Source organism: Paraburkholderia phytofirmans, assembly GCF_046028095.1.
In the GTDB taxonomy this organism is placed as follows: domain Bacteria; phylum Pseudomonadota; class Gammaproteobacteria; order Burkholderiales; family Burkholderiaceae; genus Paraburkholderia; species Paraburkholderia phytofirmans_A.
The window spans coordinates 151,034-171,189 of sequence record NZ_JAQQDJ010000012.1; the positions used below are offsets into that span (position 1 = coordinate 151,034).

General features: G+C 62.2%; 18 protein-coding genes. 10 read left to right on the forward strand and 8 right to left on the reverse strand.

What is annotated here, in order from left to right; genetic code table 11:
* Positions 1 to 173: 173 nt before the first annotated feature.
* A complete protein-coding gene (locus PQR54_RS29375) occupies positions 174 to 806 on the forward strand; it encodes a helix-turn-helix domain-containing protein (protein ID WP_408251893.1) in 633 nt (210 codons plus the stop codon).
* A 31-nt stretch (positions 807 to 837) separates the two neighbouring features.
* Here PQR54_RS29375 and PQR54_RS29380 read toward each other — a convergent pair whose 3' ends face one another.
* Together PQR54_RS29380 and PQR54_RS29385 are read right to left on the reverse strand one after the other, a co-directional pair.
* Positions 838 to 3,837, reverse strand: coding sequence for an FAD-binding and (Fe-S)-binding domain-containing protein (locus PQR54_RS29380; protein ID WP_408251895.1), 3,000 nt, complete (start codon positions 3,835 to 3,837; stop codon positions 838 to 840).
* Positions 3,838 to 3,879: 42 nt separating this feature from the next.
* Positions 3,880 to 4,917, reverse strand: a complete 1,038-nt coding sequence (locus tag PQR54_RS29385; protein WP_408251897.1) for a DUF1338 domain-containing protein — start codon at positions 4,915 to 4,917, stop codon at positions 3,880 to 3,882.
* Positions 4,918 to 5,086: 169 nt separating this feature from the next.
* Here PQR54_RS29385 and PQR54_RS29390 point away from each other — a divergent pair, with 169 nt between their 5' ends.
* Positions 5,087 to 6,019: a LysR substrate-binding domain-containing protein gene (locus tag PQR54_RS29390; protein WP_408251898.1), complete on the forward strand. Its 933-nt coding sequence runs from the start codon at positions 5,087 to 5,089 to the stop codon at positions 6,017 to 6,019.
* 29 nt (positions 6,020 to 6,048) lie between these two features.
* On the opposite strand, the gene PQR54_RS29395 is transcribed toward PQR54_RS29390, so the two are convergent.
* Both PQR54_RS29395 and pcaQ read right to left on the reverse strand, forming a co-directional pair.
* Complete coding sequence (locus PQR54_RS29395; RefSeq protein WP_408251900.1) at positions 6,049 to 7,182, reverse strand: 4-hydroxyphenylpyruvate dioxygenase family protein; 1,134 nt, start codon at positions 7,180 to 7,182, stop codon at positions 6,049 to 6,051.
* A gap of 252 nt (positions 7,183 to 7,434) precedes the next feature.
* A complete protein-coding gene (gene pcaQ / locus PQR54_RS29400) occupies positions 7,435 to 8,418 on the reverse strand; it encodes a pca operon transcription factor PcaQ (RefSeq protein ID WP_408251902.1) in 984 nt (327 codons plus the stop codon).
* A 108-nt stretch (positions 8,419 to 8,526) separates the two neighbouring features.
* Here pcaQ and pcaH point away from each other — a divergent pair, with 108 nt between their 5' ends.
* Positions 8,527 to 9,231, forward strand: a complete 705-nt coding sequence (pcaH, locus tag PQR54_RS29405) for a protocatechuate 3,4-dioxygenase subunit beta (protein ID WP_408251904.1) — start codon at positions 8,527 to 8,529, stop codon at positions 9,229 to 9,231.
* 3 nt (positions 9,232 to 9,234) lie between these two features.
* Positions 9,235 to 9,822: a protocatechuate 3,4-dioxygenase subunit alpha gene (pcaG, locus tag PQR54_RS29410; protein ID WP_408251906.1), complete on the forward strand. Its 588-nt coding sequence runs from the start codon at positions 9,235 to 9,237 to the stop codon at positions 9,820 to 9,822.
* A gap of 148 nt (positions 9,823 to 9,970) precedes the next feature.
* Here pcaG and PQR54_RS29415 read toward each other — a convergent pair whose 3' ends face one another.
* Positions 9,971 to 11,200: a serine hydrolase gene (locus tag PQR54_RS29415; RefSeq protein WP_408251908.1), complete on the reverse strand. Its 1,230-nt coding sequence runs from the start codon at positions 11,198 to 11,200 to the stop codon at positions 9,971 to 9,973.
* Between the two features lie 153 nt (positions 11,201 to 11,353).
* Positions 11,354 to 11,617: an H-NS family nucleoid-associated regulatory protein gene (locus tag PQR54_RS29420; protein ID WP_106313261.1), complete on the reverse strand. Its 264-nt coding sequence runs from the start codon at positions 11,615 to 11,617 to the stop codon at positions 11,354 to 11,356.
* 466 nt (positions 11,618 to 12,083) lie between these two features.
* On the opposite strand from PQR54_RS29420, the gene PQR54_RS29425 reads away from it, so the two are divergent.
* The 3 genes from PQR54_RS29425 to PQR54_RS29435 all read left to right on the forward strand — a co-directional run bounded on the left by PQR54_RS29425 (position 12,084) and on the right by PQR54_RS29435 (position 13,734).
* A complete protein-coding gene (locus PQR54_RS29425) occupies positions 12,084 to 12,719 on the forward strand; it encodes a LysE family translocator (protein ID WP_408251910.1) in 636 nt (211 codons plus the stop codon).
* Between the two features lie 296 nt (positions 12,720 to 13,015).
* Entirely contained in the window at positions 13,016 to 13,219 is a 204-nt protein-coding gene (locus tag PQR54_RS29430; protein ID WP_012428559.1) for a cold-shock protein, read from the forward strand.
* A gap of 290 nt (positions 13,220 to 13,509) precedes the next feature.
* The gene (locus PQR54_RS29435; protein WP_012428560.1) at positions 13,510 to 13,734 is read left to right on the forward strand and encodes a hypothetical protein; all 225 of its coding nucleotides are present in this window, start codon (positions 13,510 to 13,512) and stop codon (positions 13,732 to 13,734) included.
* 133 nt (positions 13,735 to 13,867) lie between these two features.
* On the opposite strand, the gene PQR54_RS29440 is transcribed toward PQR54_RS29435, so the two are convergent.
* A complete protein-coding gene (locus PQR54_RS29440) occupies positions 13,868 to 15,499 on the reverse strand; it encodes an acyl-CoA synthetase (RefSeq protein ID WP_408251913.1) in 1,632 nt (543 codons plus the stop codon).
* A gap of 211 nt (positions 15,500 to 15,710) precedes the next feature.
* Between PQR54_RS29440 and PQR54_RS29445 the strand changes: the two genes are divergently transcribed.
* Together PQR54_RS29445 and PQR54_RS29450 are read left to right on the forward strand one after the other, a co-directional pair.
* Entirely contained in the window at positions 15,711 to 16,457 is a 747-nt protein-coding gene (locus PQR54_RS29445; protein ID WP_408251915.1) for a Crp/Fnr family transcriptional regulator, read from the forward strand.
* A gap of 181 nt (positions 16,458 to 16,638) precedes the next feature.
* Positions 16,639 to 18,198, forward strand: coding sequence for a methyl-accepting chemotaxis protein (locus PQR54_RS29450; protein WP_408252057.1), 1,560 nt, complete (start codon positions 16,639 to 16,641; stop codon positions 18,196 to 18,198).
* A 107-nt stretch (positions 18,199 to 18,305) separates the two neighbouring features.
* Here the strand turns inward: PQR54_RS29450 and PQR54_RS29455 are convergent, their stop codons facing one another.
* Positions 18,306 to 18,659, reverse strand: coding sequence for a transposase (locus PQR54_RS29455; protein ID WP_408251917.1), 354 nt, complete (start codon positions 18,657 to 18,659; stop codon positions 18,306 to 18,308).
* Between the two features lie 274 nt (positions 18,660 to 18,933).
* On the opposite strand from PQR54_RS29455, the gene PQR54_RS29460 reads away from it, so the two are divergent.
* A complete protein-coding gene (locus tag PQR54_RS29460; protein ID WP_494478082.1) occupies positions 18,934 to 20,073 on the forward strand; it encodes a porin in 1,140 nt (379 codons plus the stop codon).
* The last annotated feature ends 83 nt before the right edge of the window (positions 20,074 to 20,156 follow it).

Below are 20,156 nucleotides of genomic sequence, written 5' to 3' on the forward strand. Positions count from 1 at the left end.
CCTCGATCTCGCGAATCGACTTCCCTGCTCAGGCCTCGCGCGACGGCTCAAAGCGCTGGCGAAAATCCCACCACTAACGCCCGAATCTCGCCCGCAGACTTGCCGCTCGCCCCAAATGTTATTATCGGAAACAACATTGTCCCTCCAAGCGCGCATTTAGAGCATCAAGCCCCATGGACACCCATCTCACCAAATCCGCCGATCCGTCCATCACCGACCTCGGCCGCCGCGTCCGCGCCGCCCGCCAGGCGCAGGACCTGACGCTGGAAACTGCCAGCCGCCTGTGCGGCGTGTCCCGCTCAACGCTCTCAAAGGTCGAAAACGGCCTGATGTCCCCCACTTTCGACGTGCTGCAGAAAATCGTCCTCGGACTGAAGATTGAAATCGGCGAGCTGTTCGGCTCCACGCCAAAAGTCAGCGCCAGCGGCCGCCGCGCGCTGACCCGCAAAAACGAAGGCCAGCGCCACGCGTATCGCGGCTACCAGATGGAACTGCTCGCCACCGACCTCGCCCACAAGGCGATGCTGCCGTTTCGTATCCGCATCTCCGCGCACACGCTCGACGCCTTCGACGACTGGGGCCGTCACGAAGGCGAGGAGTTTCTGTACGTGATCAGCGGCAGCGTCTGCCTCTACTCGGAGTTGTATGCGCCGACGCATCTGAACGCCGGCGACAGTCTGTACTTCGACAGCCGCACCGGTCACGCAGCGGTCTCCACGAGCGAAGAAGACGCCGAAGTGTTGTGGATGGCGACCAGCGCCGACATTCCGCAAGCGCCGGCCACCATCGAATCGACGAAAAAGTAAACGCAAGCGCAGCAACGCGCGTAAGCCCGCTTCAGCGCGCCGCCAACGCCCGCTGCGCGAGTTGCGCGATATGCATTGCGTGACGCCCCGTCCCCTGCTCGATCTGTTCACGGCAACTGAAGCCGTTGGTCAACACGATCGTCTCCGCGCCCGCCGCACGCACCGCCGGAAATAGCGTGTCTTCGCCGATCTTCGTGGACAGCGCGTGATGCTCCGTGTTGAAACCGAACGATCCCGCCATACCGCAGCATCCCGTATCGAGCAGTTTCCATTTCACGCCGAGCTTGTTCAGCAGTGCGGTATCGCCCTGCATGCCGAACAGCGCCTTCTGATGGCAATGTCCGTGCACGATCACGTCCGCGGCGAGCGTCGGCCAATCGAACGGCTGACGCGCGACGAAATCGGAGAACAGGAAAGTTTGCGCCGACAGCTTCTTCGCCAATGCATGATCGGGCAGTTGCTTCAGCAGTTCGTCCTTGAACACCGACAAACAACCTGGTTCGAGACCGACTAGCGGCACGCCGGCGGCGATATCGTCCGCGAGGTCGTCGAGAATGTGCGTGAGCAGTTCGCGCGCGCGTTCGAGCAGGCCGAAGTCATACAGCGGCCGCCCGCAGCACAACCGGTTCTTCGGCAACACGACATGCCAGCCCAATTGCTTTAAGACATCGGCAGCGGCCTGCGCGATCTCGGGCGTGAAGTGATCGTTGAACGTATCGACCCACAGGATCACTTTCTTCACGTCGCCGCGAGCATCACGCGCCGATTGCGGCGAACGTCGTGCGATCTGCCTGTATGTGGCGTTCGCGAAACGAGGCAGTTCGCGCGTTGGCGCCACGCCTGCCAGCCACTTGCCGAATGAAGACAAACCCGGTGCCGACGTCATGAAGTTCGTCAGACGTGGAAAACGCGCCGCCCACGGCGCCCATTCGCCGATGCGTCCCATGAACAGCGCCTGCCGTGGCCGACGATTCGTCTCGTAGTAATGCGAAAGAAATTCTACCTTGTATGAAGCCATGTCCGTATGCGTCGGGCAATCGGATTTGCAGCCCTTGCAGGCGAGGCATGTATCGAGCGCTTCCTTCACTTCGCGGCTTTGCCAGCCGTCGGCAATCACGTCGCCTTGCAGCATTTCCCAGAACAGATGCGCACGGCCACGCGTCGAATATTTCTCTTCGCGTGTCGCGCGATAACTCGGGCACATCGTGCCGCCTTCGAGCGAGCGGCATTTGCCCATGCCGATGCATCGTTCGATCTCGCGTTGAAAACCGTCGCCTTGCTGGCTCGCAAACGTCAGTCTGGTTTGCAACGTGACCGGCTTGTAGGCGGGGCCCATGCGCAGGTTCTCGTCGGCGCGATACGCATGCACCACCTTGCCCGGATTAAGACGATTGGCCGGATCCCAGATCGCCTTGAACTGCTCCATCGCCTGCATCAACTCGGGGCCGTACATGATCGGCAGAAACTCGGCCTTGGCCTGGCCGTCGCCGTGTTCGCCCGACAGCGAGCCGCCGAATTCGACGACCAGTTCGGCCGCTTCGCGCAGAAACTTGCGCCACGTCGCCACACCTTTCGCACTGCGCAGGTCGAAGGTAATGCGCGCGTGCACGCAGCCGTCGCCGAAATGGCCGTAGAGACTCGTCTCGTAACCGTAGCGATCCACCAGTGCCTGGAACGCGCGCAGATAGTCGCCGAGACGCAGCGGATCGACCGCCGCATCTTCCCAGCCGACCACGGGGTCCGGCGTGCCGGAATCGACCGACAACGCCACCGCCGACGCGCCCGTCTCACGAATCGACCAGACCTTGGCCTGTAACGCCCGGTCTTCGACGAGCATCGCCGAGACGTTCGGCCCTGCTTCCCCCGAGGCAAAGTAAGCGGCGGCGGCTCGCGCTTTAAGCATCACATCGCCTTGCGTGTCCGCGCCGAATTCGAGCACGACCCACGCATCGCCTTCGGGCAGCAACGCGATCTCGTCCTTCTTCAAACCGCGCGCCTGCAAACCGCGAATGATCGCGCGGTCCAGTCCTTCGATGGCGATCGGCCCGCAGCGCATGAAATGCGGCACGGCATCCGCCGCCGTGTAGATATCCGTGAAGCCGACCACGACGATCACGCGCATCGCCGGACTCTTCACGAGGCGCACTTTCGCCTGCAACGTGAGCGCGCACGTTCCCTCGGTGCCGACCAGTGCGCGCGCGACGTTGAAGCCGTTTTCCGGCAGCAGCTGATCGAGATTGAAGCCCGACACGCGCCGCTTGATCTGCGGGAATTTCGCGCGAATCTGCTCGGCGTAGGTGTCGCGCAACTGCTTCAGCGCGGCGTAGATTTCACCCTGACGGCCGCCCTCGCCGATGATGCGTTCGAGTTCCTGATCGGAGGTCGGACCGACCCAGAAACGCGCGCCGTCGAAGGTGGCGATTTCCAGCGCCTCGACGTTTTCGACCGTTTTGCCGGCCATCACCGAATGCGCGCCGCACGAGTTGTTGGCGATCATGCCGCCGAGCGTGCAGCGGCTGTGCGTCGCCGGATCGGGTGCGAAAGTGAGGCCGTGCTGTTCGGCGGCATCGCGCAAGGTGTCGCAGACCACGCCGGGTTCGACGATCGCGACGCGCGCGACCGGATCGACCGACACTACACGGTTCACATATTTGCTCGCGTCCGCGACCACCGCGACGTTGACGCACTGTCCGTTCTGCGACGTGCCGCCGCCGCGCGGGAGAAACGGCACGTCGTTGCGACGGCAAGCGGCGAGCGTGGCCAACAGGTCGTCGACATCCGCCGGCACGACGACGGCGAGCGGCACTTGCCGATAGTTCGACGCATCCGCCGCATACAGCGCTTTCGAACCCTGGTCGAAGCGCACTTCGCCACGCACGTGGCTGCGCAAATCGGCTTCGAGCGCCTGCATCACGGCGGCGGTACCGGAGAAAGGCGTGGCAACGCGTGGCGCCTGCTTCGGTGCACTAGTGCCGTTCGCGTGCAGTTCATCGACGCTCGCGCCCTGTTCCTCATCAAATGACGTTCCCACTGCGCTCCCCGTTCATCGTGTCTGTGCGCTGTCGTTTCGCACTCAGGCAGCCTGGCTCGCGGTCATCTTGAAGATGCCCTGTGCGTTGCCCGCGTCGAAACGCAGGTCCGTTTCCCAACGACGCGCGTCCTGATCGAACGTCCGCTTGCGCGTGATGAACTCGTAGAACGAGCCCGGCACTTCACGCGTCACGACGCTGCCGTCAGCCGCGCGGAACTCGCGCTGCACGAGATCGGCACGATACGCCGTCTGAAACACGCGTCCCGAGCGCGAGCGCTCCACTTCCGGTTTCATCGGACGACCCTTCGCCTTCTCGTCGTCGGACAATTGAAAGACATCCGCGACGCGATCGGTGGCATGGTTGAACGCGTTGCCTTCCGTGGCGATCCACGCCATCTCCGCCGATTCCCTCAACAATACTTCGTAATCGGCTTCGCGTGGCGTGTCGTGCTGGCGCGCGAACGCACCGACGATCACCGGCAACAATTCATGAGCCGAGTCGAGCGGCAGCACGCCGTCGCGCTCGAGCTCCCACAACTGGCCGAGAGCGCGCGGCGTCAACGGATCGCGCGACGCGCCGATCACGTTGGTCACCGCCTGCTGAAATTCCGGAGAGAACCGCTCAGGATGCAATTCGCTGACGAAGAACTGCGCGATTTCATCGGGCGCGTCGTCATGCGCCCACGCGCGGCCCGTCATGCCGAGGCGGTCGAGCGGATAGCGGCCGTTGATGCTGAAGCCGAGCGGACGCAGAATGCGCGCAAACGCGGCTTCGCCCGTCGGCAGCGCGCCGCTGTGCGGCCAGCGCACCGTGCGCAACGCGCCGTGATCGAAGTACACGCTGCCGCCCGCCGCGATCGTCTCTTCGGTGTACTGGCGGCCGTTCGCCGAGCGCGCCAGCAGATCCTCGAACAGCGCCATGTTCATTGCCTGCGCGAGTTCGGCGCGCGTGACGGTGCCGTCCTCCCATTCGTCCAGAATGCGCGGATGGTTTAGCGTCGCGAAGAGCCGTGTGGTTTTTTCGGCGCCGAGCAATTTCAGCAGCAGTTGTTCGACATTTGCATTCGTGGTGGTTCGCATAGCGGTTCTCTACGTGGCTTTGACGGGCGCTGATTGACGTGTTCGAACAGACCTGCCGGCTCGGATGCAATCAGCACCGGATGGCATGCTCGAAGACGTGATTATTCAAATCGCCCGGCTTGCCGTAAAGCGAGATAAAATCGCCACTTGATGCGCTTTTGGAATCAACGTGCGAAAGTTCAAGATCCCCAACATGGGCGCGCTGCTCGCTTTCGAAGCCGCCGCGCGGCACGAGAGCTTCACGCACGCGGCGCGCGAACTCTTTCTCACCGAGAGCGCGGTCTCACGGCAAATCAATACGTTGGAGAGCAATCTCGGCGTGCGGCTGTTCGTGCGCGTCAAACAGCGCGTGGTGCTGACGAAAGCGGGCAAGGTGTATAGCGCGCAGGTGCGGCGCTCGCTGGAACAACTCGATCGCGACACACTGTCCATCATCGCGCACGGCAGCGGCGGCGGTTATCTGGAACTGGCGGTTCTGCCCACTTTCGCGTCGCAATGGCTGATTCCGCGGCTCGCGGCATTCAACGCGCAGTATCCGGACGTGCGCGTGAACATGGGCGTGCGAACCGGCACGTTCCCGTTCGCCGAGACCCATTTCGAGGCCGCGATTCACTACGGCAAGCCCACTTGGCCGGGCACGTCCGCGGATTTTCTGTTCAGCGAAGAGGTCGTGCCGGTCTGCGCAGCGAGTCTGCTGAAGCGGCCCGTTCAAAGCGCCGCCGATCTGCTGGACTACCCGCTTCTGCATTCCACCACTCGGCCGGACGGCTGGGCGTCATGGTTCGCCGGCGTGGGCGTCGACGACAACCGGGCCATGCAGGGCGTGCGCTACGAACTGCACACCATGCTGATCAGCGCGGCCGCAGCCGGCCTCGGCATTGCGCTGGTGCCGCGTTTTTTTGTCGACGCGCAGCTCGACCAGCTCGGGCTCGTGATTCCGCTCGATGCGCCCGCCGTCGCCGACTCGGCGTACTACCTCGTCTATCCGACCGAGTTGAGTCATGGCAGGCCGCTGGCGAGTTTCCGCGAGTGGCTGTTGCACGAAGCCGCGGCCTACAACGCGGTAAATCCCGAGCTAGGCAGCCCGCCCGACACGGCTTGAGCTGACGACGCGGGCTTCAGGTCAAATCTTCAGGTACCAGCCTGTTCGCGCGCTTTGGCCAGTGCGCTCAGATTGCCCTCGCCGAAGCCGTGATGACCTTGGCGCTGCACGATCTCGAAGAATATTTCGCCGGCGCGGCGCCGCACGAAGGTCTGGAAAAACAGCAGCGGCACGCCGTCCGCACCGATTTCGCCGTCAACCAGCACGTGCGTGCGCTTGAGTCGCGCGACATCGAGCCCATGACCCGGCAGACGCGAGTCGAGTTGATCGTAGTAACGCGGCGGCGGCTCGACGAATTCGACGCCGTTTGCGAGCAACTGCTCGACGCACGCGAAAATGTCGTCGGTGGCAAGGGCGATATGCTGCACGCCTTCGCCCGGGTGATCGGGCAAATACTCGTGCATCAGATTGGTCCGGCTGGTGCCTTCCTCGTACAAGGGCACGCGGATCGCGCCGCACGGCGACACCATCACGCGCGATTCCGCCGACACATGCCAGTTGGCGTGCAACTCGTGAATCTCGCGGAAGTTGAGCAGGTCGCGATAGAAGTCGAGCCACTCCTGCATCCGGCCTTCGCCGACCGTTTGCGTCAGGTGATCGACTGCAATGAGGCCGTTGCCCGCGTGGCTCAAGTCGGCATGCGCTGTGTCGATCTGGATGGGCCGGAAGTCGATATCGAAGATCGAGATGTCGCCGAGGCCGCCACGCTGGCCGCCGCGGCCGCGCCAGCGGTCGACGAAATAGATATGCGAGTCGCCGATGCCCTGAATGGCCGGAATCAGCAACTCGCCCGTGCCGATCTTCTCGCCTTCGAACGCCCATGCGCCGAGTTCGATCGCGCGGTCGAAGGCGCGCTGCGCGTCCGCCACGCGAATGCCGATCGCGCAGATGCCCGCGCCGTATTCTTCCGCATAGCGCGCGGCGAACGAGTCCGGCTCGGCGTTGATAAGAAATTGCATCTCGCCCTGACGATAGAGCGTGACGTCCTTGCTGATATGCCGCGCAATCGCCTTGAAGCCGAGCTTGGTGAAGGTCTCGCCGAGCGCCTGCGGATCGCGCGCGGCGAATTCCACGAATTCGAGGCCGGCAGTGCCGAGCGGATTGTGCTCAGGCGCCGACACGGCGCGCAGCGCGGCGTCTGGAGTGGGCAAGTCGCTGGGCATGGCAATCTCCTTTACAGTCTTTCGACGCTGTTCCCGCTGTTACTGGTGTTCGGTGCAAGCAGCCACCACACCCTTAGTGTGACACCGCATGCGTGGTGCGCCGCGGCATCACGGCCCGCGACGGCTTTTGCACCGTGTTTGTACACCGGGTAGCACGGCATTCGCAACCTTCATTTTGTACCGAATGGTTCACTCGATGGCGCCGCCCTACGCCTCGCGCTATCAGACACTCCCGATCAAAGACGAAACGCCCTATTTACGACTCCGCTTCTGCACCCTTTTTCCTGCTGCCTTATCCGCACTCGAAGCCATGCGCTGCTGCGCGACCTCGCGCACCGCCTCGATAAACGCCCGCCCGACCGGCGACGGTTGCGTGTCCGAGCGCCGGATCAATCCGACCGGCTCGCCGGTGCCGGCGAAGGGCAATGGCAAACGTACCAGCATGCCGTGCGCCAGTTCGTATTCGACGGCGCTCAGGGGAACGAACCAGACGGCGCCGTTCTCCAGCGTCAACGCGCGGCCCGTCGAAACCGACAATACCTCGATGAACGCCGACAACGGCGGCACGCCCCATGCGCTCAACAGACTGTCCGCCGATTGCCGGATCAGCGTGCCGAACGGCGGCAAGACCACCGGAAAATCTTCGAGCGACGTGGCCGGCAACCCCGCGCCCGCCGCCAACGGATGCCCGGCGCGGACCACCGCGATCAACGGCTCGCTAAACAGTTGCTCGAAACTGAGCCCGACCATCCGCTCGGGATCGGCCAGCCGACCGATCGCAAATTCGATCGTGCCCGCTTTCAGGCGCTCGAGCAATTCCGGGTTGGCGCCGGTCGCGAGGCGTACGATGACGCGCGGCCAGAGCGCGGCGAACCCCTTCAGCACCGGCGGTATCAACGCCGCTGCAACGGTCGGCAGAATGCCGATTTCCAGCGTGGCCGCGGCCGCGCCTTCCGCGCGCGACAACAGATCGACACCTTGGCGCAGCGCGCTCACGCAAGCGCTCGCGTGAGGCATGAAGAGTTGCCCCTCGCGCGTCGGCACGGCGCCGTGGCGGCCGCGCTCGAACAGCTTCACGCCGAGAATCGCTTCCAGTTCGGCCACCGTCTTGGAGACCGCGGGCTGGGTGATCGACAGGCTGTCAGCCGCCCGCTGGACGCTGCCGAACTGCGCGACGGCCAGAAAGCACTGGAGATGACGGAATTTGACGCGGCTGTCCGCGAGGCTGCGTTGCATAACGGCAGGTTATACGAAAAGGGCGAAAACGTCATTTTGCATAACCTCTTAGGTTGGATAAAGTCTCTCCATAACGTCGTACCCCACAATTCCTCGAAGGAGACACTGATGGACGATTCCTTTCTCAGCGCGCGCGACTTCCCGTCCCATCCGCCTTACGTCTACCCCGGCTACGGTTCGTCGGTCAAACGCGGCCCGACGCTTCCGCTGATTCCGCTGAAGGAAAAGCTGCGCGACCAGCGCGTGCCGGTCTACGGCACCGACGACCTCGGCGCGCTCGATCACGACCTCACACGTAACGCTGTGCGTAACGGCGAACCGCTCGGCGAGCGCATCATCGTGACGGGCCGTGTGCTCGACGAAGGCAACCGCCCGGTGCGCAACACGCTGGTCGAAATCTGGCAAGCCAACGCCGCCGGCCGCTATGTGCACAAGGCCGATCAGCACGACGCGCCGCTCGACCCGAATTTCCTCGGCGCGGGCCGCTGCATCACGGACAACGAAGGCCGCTACCGTTTCCTGACGATCAAGCCGGGCGCGTATCCGTGGGGCAACCATCCGAACGCCTGGCGTCCGAACCATATCCACTTCTCGCTCTTCGGCGACCATTTCGGCTCGCGCCTCGTCACGCAGATGTACTTCCCCGGCGATCCGCTGCTGGCATTCGACCCGATCTTCCAGGGCACGCCGGAGCACGCCCGTGACCGCCTGATTGCCGATTTCTCGCTCGACACCACGCAAGAGGCCTATGCGCTCGGCTACGACTTCGACATCGTGCTGCGCGGCCGCAACGAAACTCCGATGGAGCGCTAAGCCATGACCACTCTCAAGCAAACGCCTTCGCAGACGGTTGGACCTTACTTCGCGTACGGTCTGTGTCCGCAGCAGTACGATTTCGACTTCAAGAGCCTGTTCACGCCGGTCCTGGCTGACCGCGAAGCGGCCGGCGAGCACATCACGCTTGTCGGGCAGGTCTTCGATGGCGACGGCAAGGTCATTGGCGACGCCATGCTCGAAGTGTCGCAAGTGGACTCGAACGGGCACTTCCCGGAGTCGCGTGAGGAAATCCTGAAGACCGGCTTTCGCGGTTTTGCGCGTGTGGGCACCGGCACGGATCCGCACAAACGTTTCGTCGTGGAAACGGTGAAACCGGGCCGGGCCAGTCCGGATGAAGCGCCGCATATGAATGTGATCCTGACCATGCGCGGCATGCTGCTCCACACGTTCACGCGCATCTATTTCGAGGACGAAGCCGCGGCGAACGAGAAAGATCCCGTGCTGGCAGCGGTTCCAGCGGAGCGACGCGACACGCTGATCGCGCGCCGCGAGCCGAATGTGGCGAACGTTTACCGTTTTGATATCCACATGCAAGGCGCTAAGGAAACCGTATTTTTCGATCTTTGACGCGGTTTTTCTACACTTTCATATAGCTTTCACATACACTGACCATGATCCTTCTAGCGACTGGATCGCGAAACTCCGAGTAGTTGAGCCCGCCTTGCGCGGGCTTTTTTTTGGGCTTTTTTCGGCTATCTTGTCTGACGAATACCGCCTACCGCAGCGAACAGCGCAGCCAGCGGCTGATTCTCACCACATCGGCAATGTGATCGTGCGCGCCTGGCGCGCCCAGCACCACGATGTCCACCGGCCTGCCGTGCACCTTCATTCGCACCACGACGCAGTGCCCGGCCTCGTTGATATAGCCGGTTTTCTGCAGCACGATCGAGCGGTCGCCGCCTCGCACCAGCGCATTCGAGTTGTGATAACTCAGGCTCGCTCGCCCGCCGCCGGGTAAGACCATCTGATCGCGATCAGTGGAATAGGCACGAATCAGCGGATAACGGCTGGCCGCGGCAACCAGCAACGACAAATCCCGCGCGGTGGAAACGTTCTGCGCCGACAAGCCCGTGCCATTCACGAACGACGTGTGCCGCATACCGAGCAAGCGCGCCTTCGCATTCATCGCCGCCACGAAACCTGGGCGGCCGCCCGTGTAATCGCGACTGAGCGCGGCCGCAGCGCGGTTCTCCGACGACATCAGCGCAATATGCAGCATGTCGTGGCGCGACAGCGTCGAACCGACACTCAAACGTGAACCAGTGAATTTGTCGAAATCCTGATCCTGAACCGTGACGTTAAGCGGCACGTTCAGTGCATGCTTTGCATCGAGCGACACGACCGCGGTCATCAGTTTGGATACCGAAGCAATTGGCATGACGCGGTCCGCCTGCTTTTCGGTAAGCACGGTTTGCGTTCGTTCGTCGACGACGTAGACGGATCTGGCGCGAAGCAAAGCGCGGGATTTCGGCGTATAGCCGCAGCGCGCCAACAAACGAGGGCTTTCATGCGACATCGAGACGCGCGACGTTGATGCACTTTGCGTATCGGCCTTCGCCAACGCTGTGGGGCGTCTCACTCCGCGTGGATTCCGCGCATTGCGCGCAGCTTGCCGGCGATGTTTGGGTGTGACTTTGCCGACATGCATCGTCCGCTCGGTGCTAGCCACGTGCTTTCGCTTGTGCGCGACACGCCGCCGAGTCTTGCCGGCAGTCGGCTTCTTCGCTTTGCTCGCGCGTTGTGCTTTCGCTTTGGACGTGCGCCTTGTGGACGGCTCAACGTGCCGGCTAGCGCGCGCGGACGGCTGACGCGCAGGCTCGTGGGCCGCTCCAAACGACCAGCCGATATTCAGCCACAACAAGCCGAATACCGCGAGACAACGGAGCCATGCAGGGAAACGAAAAGCCGGAAATTCAGATGAAGGTGTTCGACGACCGTGCGGCATGCAGCTTCCAGTTCTGTGCCGCATGCGCCCGCATGAATGGGCACGGAATCGGCAACGACCCGCCGATCTTAAGGCAGATCGTGCACGCGATCAACGGCAAAGGAACGCGCCAACTCGCTATGCGACAACCGCACGCAAGCAGCAGACGCCCCCTTAGCAACGGAAATGATCGATGTTCTGTCCAGCGTAAATTGCACGCGCGAGCCAGTCCGGTTTGTCTCCATGACCGTCCCACGTATTGCCGTAAGCGTCGCGATACATCACGGCCCGCGTCGCGGCCACATCGGCTTCGATCGCTTCGGCGAGCGCTTCTATCGTAATGCCGTATTCGTCCATGCGTCGGCGGATCCATGCGACCAGGCGCTCACGCGCATTCCCGTCGAAGTCGAGCTGCCGTTGTTCCCCAAGCTCTTTCATAACGTACCAGTGTCGCGGCTAATAATGCTCGCGTTAGAAAAGCAAAAGGCTTCGCTAAAGAACGCGAAGCCTATGAGTGATTCAGATGGCTCGAGTGCAAATCGAACTCGCGATGCCTCTCCCGATGCGGGAAAACTCGCACCTGGAAATCATGCCCAATAAATCTTGGATTATGGGGAATTCGTCGGCAACTGGATCGAATTGCGCTCGTGTCTCGCCCCGTGGTTCGGGGCTGCTTCAGCGTATGGAAAGCGATTCTAGCATCCAATTTCTTTTGCTTGCAGCAACGAATTGTTAGTCCGCGATGCAGGGCTTTTCAATTCCCATCGGGTTATCCAGACTGCGAGTAGGAGCGGCAATACTCATTGACAGGAAATGAGCGCACAGAAAGGACAAAAAAAGCAAAGCCACTTCTCTCATGTTATGTTCACTGACTAGCACGCTCGCGCACAGGAGACTCTCGACCATGACCGCTTCAACCGCCATCATCACCATCCTGGCCGCACTCCTGTTAGGCGCCATGAGTCCGGGACCGAGCTTCGTGATCGTCGCGCGCAATGCGATCGGACTGTCGCGCGGCGATGGTCTCGCTACCGCCCTCGGCATGGGTGTCGGCGGCGTGTTCTTTAGCGGCATCGCGTTGCTCGGTCTCTATACCTTGCTGGCGAGTGTCGAATGGCTCTACGTCGGCCTAAAAGTGGCGGGTGGGTTGTATCTGATCTACCTCGCGTCGAAAATCTGGCGCGGCGCCGCCAAACCGCTTGCTTTCGATGCCTCGCAAGCGGTCTCGGGCAATGCTCGCAAATCGTTCTGGATCGGCTTGAGTACACAACTCAGCAATCCGAAGACGGCCGTCTATTACGGCAGTATTTTCGCGGCGCTGCTGCCGCAACATCCGCCGTTGTGGTGCTACTTTGCATTGCCGCCCGCGATCTTCGCTATCGAAGCCGGCTGGTACACCGTCGTCGCGTTGTGCTTCTCGAGCAAGCGGCCGCGTGAAATTTACCTGCAATGGAAAGCCTGGGTCGATCGCGTTGCCGCGAGCGCTGTCGCGGCGTTGGGATTGCGCCTGATCCTGACGGCACACAAAGTGGGCATCTGAAAACGCGGGACCGCTCGAACGGCTTGCCGTGCCACGCGGCTCGGCAGGCCGGGCACCAGGACTTTATCGGCAAACGTCAGGCGCAGGCCATCCGCGGCGTCCGGCAAGACAGTTACAAGTTAAGTGTTGACGCTGATACACCCCCGCGGTTATTGTGGCATCCGAAGTTCAAGAAGTTCGATTGCTGTTCATCAATGTCTCGCTCTGTCAGCGGTATTCGTTGTCCTCTCCCTCCTTGACGCTTCTCAGCTCTTTCACAGAGCACATCTCTCTATTTTTTACCTCAAGGATTCTTCATGGATACCGGTACCGTTAAGTGGTTCAACGACAGCAAAGGCTTTGGCTTCATCACCCCGGACAAGGGCGGCGACGACCTGTTCGCGCACTTCTCCGAAATCAGCGGCGACGGCTTCAAGACGCTGGCTGAGAATCAGAAAGTGAGCTTCGAAACGAAGCAAGGCCCGAAGGGTCTGCAAGCGGCTAACATCAAGCCGCTGTAAGTTTGAAGGGCTCGGTGTCCGGCAACGGACATCGGGCTGCAGCGACATCCTCGCGGAGCTTTGTCTCCCACAGTTGGCGCGTATCGCTTTGAGCTGCATGTCATTCCAAGCAGCTTGCCTGAGCGCCAAACGCCTCGTTGCACCTCATTCTCCCCTCCGGCTTCAACGCCCATTTTTCGCCTTCCGGTTGCGTCAGGATTCGGCTCGCAATGGCTCGAATCAACTCATCCGCGCGACTCGTACAAGGGTTCGCAAGGCAGGCGTGCACTTGAACATCATTAAAATATAAAATGCAAAACAAACATATTCATCACTACAACGGCTATGCCGTGAAACCCTCGGCGCACCGTTTGCCCGATGGCACTTTTTCATCCAATCTACTGCTCGAACGCGCCGACAGCGCGCGCACCGAAGGGCGCTACCAGTTCTATTCGCTCGACTACTTCAAGAACGAAGAACAGGCGCTGCAGCACTCGGCACGCTGGGCACGCCACTGGGTCGACACGCGCGGCTAAGCTCGCGACCGGCGTGTGATCCTGCGCGACGACGCGCACGTGATCCACGCACTCCCGTGCACCTATGCTGCGGCACGAACTACCGGCAACGGCGTGCCATTCGGCACGCCACACCATCACACGCGCGGCCGCATCATGGCTTTTCTTCCGCCTTGATACGCGCGCGTAGTTCGAACTTCTGAATTTTTCCCGTCGATGTCTTCGGCAATTCGCCGAAGCGCACCGCTTTCGGCAACTTGTATCCCGCAAGAAAGAGCCGGCAGTGCGCAATGATCTCTTCCGCGCTCACCTGAGCCCCCTCCTTGAGCTCGACGAAGGCACACGGTACCTCGCCCCACTTCGGATCAGCCATCGCCACCACGGCCGCTACAGACACCGCAGGGTGACGGTACAGCGTGTCTTCGACCTCGATGCTCGAAATGTTCTCGCCGCCGGAAATAATGATGTCCTTGCTGCGATCGCGAATGCGAATGTAGCCATCGGGCATTCGCACGCCGAGATCGCCGGTATGGAACCAGCCGCCCTGGAAGGTGGCTTCCGTCGCGCGCTCGTTCTTCAGATAGCCTTTCATACAGATGTTGCCGCGGAACATGATCTCGCCGATCGTCTCGCCATCGTCGGGCACGGGTGTCAGCGTGTCTGGGTCGAGCACGGTCACTGCGGCCTGCAGGTGATAGCGCACGCCTTGCCGCGCGTTCATCTCGGCGCGCGCGCTGTCGTCGAGCGTCTCCCACTCCTCCTGTTTCGCGCAGACCGCGGCCGGACCGTAGGTTTCGGTGAGTCCGTAGACGTGCGCGAGATCGAAACCGATCTCCTTCATCTTCGCGATCACCGCCGGCGCGGGCGCCGCGCCCGCCACCATCGTCGACACGCGATGTTCGATGCCCTCGCGCCATTGCGCCGGCGCGTTCGCGAGCGCGCTCTGCACGATCGGCGCGCCGCAATAGTGCGTGATGCCTTCGCGGCGAATCAGATCGAACACCGTCTTCGCATCGAATTTGCGCAAACAGACATTGACGCCGGCTCGCGCGGCCACCGTCCACGGGAAACACCAGCCGTTGCAGTGAAATAGCGGCAAGGTCCACAGGTAGACGGCGTGCTTGGGCATATCCCATTCGAGGATATTGCTGAGCGCGTTCAGATAGGCGCCGCGATGGTGGTAGACCACGCCCTTCGGATCGCCGGTCGTGCCGGAGGTGTAATTCAGCGCAATGGCGTCCCATTCGTCGGCCGGCATAGCCCACGCGAATTCGGGGTCGCCGAATTGCAGGAACGCCTCGTAGTCCGTTGCGCGGATGAATTGCGAAGGATCGGCGGGCATCGCGTCCGCCACGCTGATCACGCGCAGGTCCGGGAATTCCAGCGCGGCGCGATGCGCGAACTCGCCGTACTCGGTATCGACGATCAACGCCTTCGCCTCGCCGTGGCGCAGCATGAACAACAGCGACGACACGTCGAGCCGCGTATTCAGCGTATTGAGCACGGCGCCGGCCATGGGCACGCCGAAATGCGCTTCTATCATCGGAGGAATATTGGGGAGCAGGGCCGCGACCGTGTCGCCACGCTGAATGCCGGCCCGCTGCAACGCGCTGGCGAGACGCCGCGTGCGTTCGTAGGTCTCGCGCCAGTTGCGGCGAATCTCCCCATGGACGACCGCCGGCCGCTCACCGTAGACTTCCGCTGCGCGCACGATGAAATCGATCGGGGTGAGCGGGACATAGTTGGCCTCACGGCGCTCGAGGCCTGCTTCGAACATGTGTTTCATCGCATCGTCTCCTGTAGACCCGAGTTGGCGCTTTAGCGCTTACTCGGGTCCCATGCAACATGGTTGCTAGGGCGCTGGGCGCGCCGTCGATTATTCTGATTGATGAACTAGGCTAACAATCGTCATGGTGAACTGTCTGTCATTCAAATGACAGAGTGGCGCGCCCTGGCGCTTCCGCACTCACACCCGCCCGAAAAACCCGCAAGCTGCCATGAACGACGCTCCGCTCACCGCCCCCGCCGATGCCCGCCCGCGCAGGCCAGAACGGATTGCGCGCGCCGATCTGCCGGGCCTGTTCGCCACGTGCGCGTGGTTCCGGGCGCTCGCCGCCGAGCATCAGTCCATGGTGCTCGCCAGCGCGCACGCGGAGCATCTGGAAGGCGGCGCGTGGATCGCGCGCCGCCAGGAACCGTCGGACTACTGGATCGGCGTACATTCCGGCCTCATCAAACTTGCCATCTATAGCCCTTCGGGCCGTAGTTGCACGCTGTCCGGCGTGCCGCCCGGCGGCTGGTTCGGCGAAGGCAGCGTGATCAAGCGTGAATTGCGCAAGTACGACGTGGCGGCGATTCAGCCTTCGCTTGTCATGTTCGTGCCGTCGGAGACGTTTCACACGCTGCTGGAGTCCAGCTTGCCGTTCAATGCATTCGTGATCCGGCAACTGAACAACCGCATGGGCGAATTCATCGCGTCGATCCAGAATAGCCGGTTACTCGATGTCGATGCGCGCGTCGCGCAGTCGCTCGCGCAGTTGTTTAACCCGGATCTCTACCCCGACACCGGCCGCACCCTCGCCATTTCGCAGGAAGAAGTCGGCCTGTTGGCGGGCGTTTCGCGTCAGCGGATCAACCAGGCGCTGCAAAACCTCGAACGGCTGCAGATTTTGCGCCTCTCGTATAACCAGATCGACGTGCTCGACCTCGAACGCCTGGGTGCGTTCGGCCGGGAACAGCTCTAGCACCCCAACTCCCTGCCTGCCGTTTTTGCTCCGCGTGTTTCGGCGGCCGCCTGCTCGCGGCCGTTCGACTGTTTTTTGAGCAATCGGATAAAGAAAGCGCCGCACGCGCCGTTATGCGAGCTATGCAGCGCAGATTGCAGCCCGTCCCTATTCCGAGCTCAACCTATTGTCGAATCCCATGATGAACCGTCTCACACTGAAACAGAAGTTGTGGGTGCCGTTGCTGCTGTGCTGGGCCGCGCTCCTGATCGTGACCGTTGTGAACGCGTACGAAGCCCGTAACGGTCAAATGGACGCACGGCGCGCCGATCTGGCCGACGTCACCGACATGGCGGTTTCGATCGTCGCGGACTATGCGAAACAGGCCGACGCCGGCAAGCTCTCCGTGGACGAAGCGAAGCGACAGGCGATCGCCCGCGTCGATGCCCAACGCTACGGTGCCTCCGGCTACGTGACGATCGTGCGCAGCGACTCGGTCATGATCGACCACCCGATGAGCCCGAAGCTGAACGGCAAGGAGATGGGCGGCTTCCGCGACGCCAAAGGCAACGCGCTGTATCACGACATCGCCCAGGCCGGTGCGTCGGCGGCCGGCGCCGGCTACCTGCGCTACTGGTGGCCGAAACCCGGCGAAACGACGCCCAGCGAGAAGATTGGCTACGTGAAGCGCTTCGGCCCGTGGGGCTGGGACTTCATCGCTGGCGCTTACATGGACGACATTCAGGCGCAGTTCTACACGACGCTCGTACGCTCGGCCGGCATGCTGGTGGTACTTGGCTTGATCGTGTCGTTCGTGGCGTCGCGCGTGGTGCGCAACGTGTCGCGCTCGATTGGCGGCGAGCCTTCCGCCGCGGCCTCGATTGCGATGCAGATCGCGCGCGGCGATCTGGCCACTCGCATCGAGCTGCGTCGCGACGACACGTCGAGCCTGCTGTTCTCGTTGCGTGAGATGCGCAATCAACTCGCGTCCACCGTCGCGCGGATCAAGAACTCGGCGGAGACGATCACCGTCGCCTCGAAGGAAATCGCCGCGGGCAATCTGGATCTGTCGAGCCGCACCGAGGAACAGGCCGCTTCGTTGCAGCAGACCGCCGCCAGCATGGACGAACTCACCAAGACGGTCACGCAGAACGCCGACAATGCAGCTACCGCGTCCGAACTGGCCAGCGACGCGTCGGCCATTGCCGCGCGCGGTGGCCAGGTGGTCAACGACGTGGTCGAGAAAATGGCGGGTATCACCGATAGTTCGCGCAAGATCGGCGAGATCATCAGCGTGATCGAGGGCATCGCGTTCCAGACCAATATTCTCGCGCTGAACGCCGCGGTGGAAGCCGCGCGCGCCGGCGAAGAAGGCCGCGGCTTCGCGGTGGTCGCGGGCGAGGTGCGCAATCTCGCGCAACGCAGCGCGACTGCGGCCAAGGAGATCAAAGTGCTGATCGATCAGTCGGTCGCGCAAGTCGGCGAAGGCTCGACGCTCGCGGGCAAGGCGGGTAGCACGATCGGCGAGGTGGTCGACGCAGTGCGCCGCGTGACGGCCATCATGAACGAGATCTCGGCGGCTTCGAAGGAACAGAGTTCAGGTATCGGCGAAGTCAATCTCGCGATCCGTCAGATGGACGACGTGACACAGCGCAATGCCGCGCTTGTCGAGCAGGCGGCCGCCGCGGCCGGTTCGCTCGATGAGCAGACCGAACACCTGCGACATGCCGTCGCCGTGTTCAAGGTCGAGCAAACTGTGTAATCGGGTCATACGGGTCACGAGATCCGCAGATCTCCTGATCGATTAAGGAAGGCTGTCGCCGGGAATCCGCTGACAGCCTTTTTTATTTGTCGCTGCGAAGCTGCGACCTACGCAGCACGCACGCCGCTCCTTCGCGTGATAGGCCGCTCGAGAATCGCATCGGTCCCGAACAGCGTGAACACCATGTCGGCCAGCACGCCCGACTTCTTCCAGCGCAGGTAGTAGCGATGCGCCGTCTGATACGGCGCGTAACGCTCCGGCATCGCGCTCCATGGCGCGCGCGCGTGCAGCACCCACATCACGCTATTCACCACCCAGCGGATATCGATGCCAGGACGACCACGGCGAGGTCCAAGAGCCTTCATTTCAGGCAGCAGCGGGACGATGCGATGCCATTGCTCGTCAGTCAGATCGTAAGTGGTCGGCAAATGAGGCTGCGGCTTTCGAGTGGAATTATCCATGCGGCAAGAACGCGCGGCCGCTGCATACAGGCTGGCGTCGCCGCGAAATAGCGTCTATCAATCAACGGATTTAAGACTAACCGAAGCACGCTTGCGCGAAAGTTAACTCTTGTCAGACAGCGCGGGACAATGGTTAGAAACTGCAATAAGTTATTGCGCTAAAGGACTTTTGGCGCGATGAGGGTGCGGGTCTATCATCGGCGCGCCGGCGCATGGCCAGCCCGCGCGCGCCGGACCCAAACGAATAAACCATAACCGCATAGCAGAAATTCCAATGAGACAAATGAGACTCCTCGAGACCGCTGCCATCGTGGGTGGCGCTGCCCTCGCGATGACCTCCGGGCACGCCTCGGCACAGAGCTCGATCACGCTGTACGGCGTCGCAGACGTGAGCGTGCGCTATCTGACCAACTCCAACGCCAAAAACGATGGCCGTCTCTTCATGACGAACGGTGCGATCACCAATAGCCGCTGGGGTCTGCGCGGCTCAGAAGATCTGGGCGGTGGACTGAAGGCGATCTTCGATCTGGAAAGCGGCATCAATCTGCAGGACGGGTCCGCCTCGGACAGCCAGCGGCTTTTCAACCGCAATGCGTATGTGGGCCTGAGCAGCCAATACGGCACGCTGACGCTGGGCCGTCAGAAGACGCCTTTGTTCGACCTGCTCGGCGACACCTACGACCCGCTCACGGTCGGCAACTACTTCGAGAACTCATGGTTGCCGGGTGCGCTCGGCGCGGGGCTTTACGCGGACAACGCCGTGAAATACACCGGCACGTACAAAGGCCTGACCATGGCTGCGATGTACTCGTTCGGCACCAACTCTGAATCGACCGGCGCGGGCGGTTTCTCCGGCCAGGTGCCGGGCCATCTCGGCGCGGGCACGATGTACGGCTTCACGTTGTCGTATGTGGCCGGCCCGTTGAGCGTCGCGGGCGGCGTGCAGCAGAACAGCGACAACAGCAATCACAAGCAGACTATCTTCAACGCAAACGCCGTCTATGCGTTCAGCACGGCGAAGGTGTACGTCGGCTATCTGCATTCGAAAGACGACACGGGTTTCGTCGACAGCGCGCTGGCGCAGCAGACGCTCGTGCCCGGCGTGGATATCCTGAAGGGCTCGGGCCGCGTCGACAATGGTCCGTTCGCCGGCGTCACATGGCAGGCGACACCCGCGCTGACGTTGACGGGCGCCGCGTACTACGACCACATGTCCAACGCGGCGATCGGCAACGGACAACTGGGCAGCGGCAATCGCTATACGTTGGTGGCGTTGGCTGAGTACGCCTTGTCCAAGCGCACCGAGGTGTACGGCACGGTCGATTTCGACAAGGTATCGGGCGCCGCCTCGGTCGAATTGCCGGGCAAGAACAACCAGACAGGCATTGCACTCGGTCTGCGTACGATTTTCTAAACCAGGCAGGGCCGCCTGCGCCCTGCAAGCCGCGCGGCATCCGGCATTCTCGCCGGGTGCCGGCCAGCGAATCGCGCGCGCAT

Bases quoted from the DNA above. Each gene is read 5' to 3' on its own strand.
- PQR54_RS29375 (WP_408251893.1), top strand. From the start codon at position 174: ATGGACACCCATCTCACCAAATCCGCCGATCCGTCCATCACCGACCTC.
- PQR54_RS29385 (WP_408251897.1), bottom strand. From the start codon at position 4,917: ATGCGAACCACCACGAATGCAAATGTCGAACAACTGCTGCTGAAATTG.
- PQR54_RS29395 (WP_408251900.1), bottom strand. From the start codon at position 7,182: ATGCCCAGCGACTTGCCCACTCCAGACGCCGCGCTGCGCGCCGTGTCG.
- pcaQ (WP_408251902.1), bottom strand. From the start codon at position 8,418: ATGCAACGCAGCCTCGCGGACAGCCGCGTCAAATTCCGTCATCTCCAG.
- pcaH (WP_408251904.1), top strand. From the start codon at position 8,527: ATGGACGATTCCTTTCTCAGCGCGCGCGACTTCCCGTCCCATCCGCCT.
- pcaG (WP_408251906.1), top strand. From the start codon at position 9,235: ATGACCACTCTCAAGCAAACGCCTTCGCAGACGGTTGGACCTTACTTC.
- PQR54_RS29415 (WP_408251908.1), bottom strand. From the start codon at position 11,200: ATGCCGCACGGTCGTCGAACACCTTCATCTGAATTTCCGGCTTTTCGT.
- PQR54_RS29420 (WP_106313261.1), bottom strand. From the start codon at position 11,617: ATGAAAGAGCTTGGGGAACAACGGCAGCTCGACTTCGACGGGAATGCG.
- PQR54_RS29425 (WP_408251910.1), top strand. From the start codon at position 12,084: ATGACCGCTTCAACCGCCATCATCACCATCCTGGCCGCACTCCTGTTA.
- PQR54_RS29430 (WP_012428559.1), top strand. From the start codon at position 13,016: ATGGATACCGGTACCGTTAAGTGGTTCAACGACAGCAAAGGCTTTGGC.
- PQR54_RS29435 (WP_012428560.1), top strand. From the start codon at position 13,510: ATGCAAAACAAACATATTCATCACTACAACGGCTATGCCGTGAAACCC.
- PQR54_RS29440 (WP_408251913.1), bottom strand. From the start codon at position 15,499: ATGAAACACATGTTCGAAGCAGGCCTCGAGCGCCGTGAGGCCAACTAT.
- PQR54_RS29445 (WP_408251915.1), top strand. From the start codon at position 15,711: ATGAACGACGCTCCGCTCACCGCCCCCGCCGATGCCCGCCCGCGCAGG.
- PQR54_RS29450 (WP_408252057.1), top strand. From the start codon at position 16,639: ATGAACCGTCTCACACTGAAACAGAAGTTGTGGGTGCCGTTGCTGCTG.
- PQR54_RS29455 (WP_408251917.1), bottom strand. From the start codon at position 18,659: ATGGATAATTCCACTCGAAAGCCGCAGCCTCATTTGCCGACCACTTAC.
- PQR54_RS29460 (WP_494478082.1), top strand. From the start codon at position 18,934: ATGAGACAAATGAGACTCCTCGAGACCGCTGCCATCGTGGGTGGCGCT.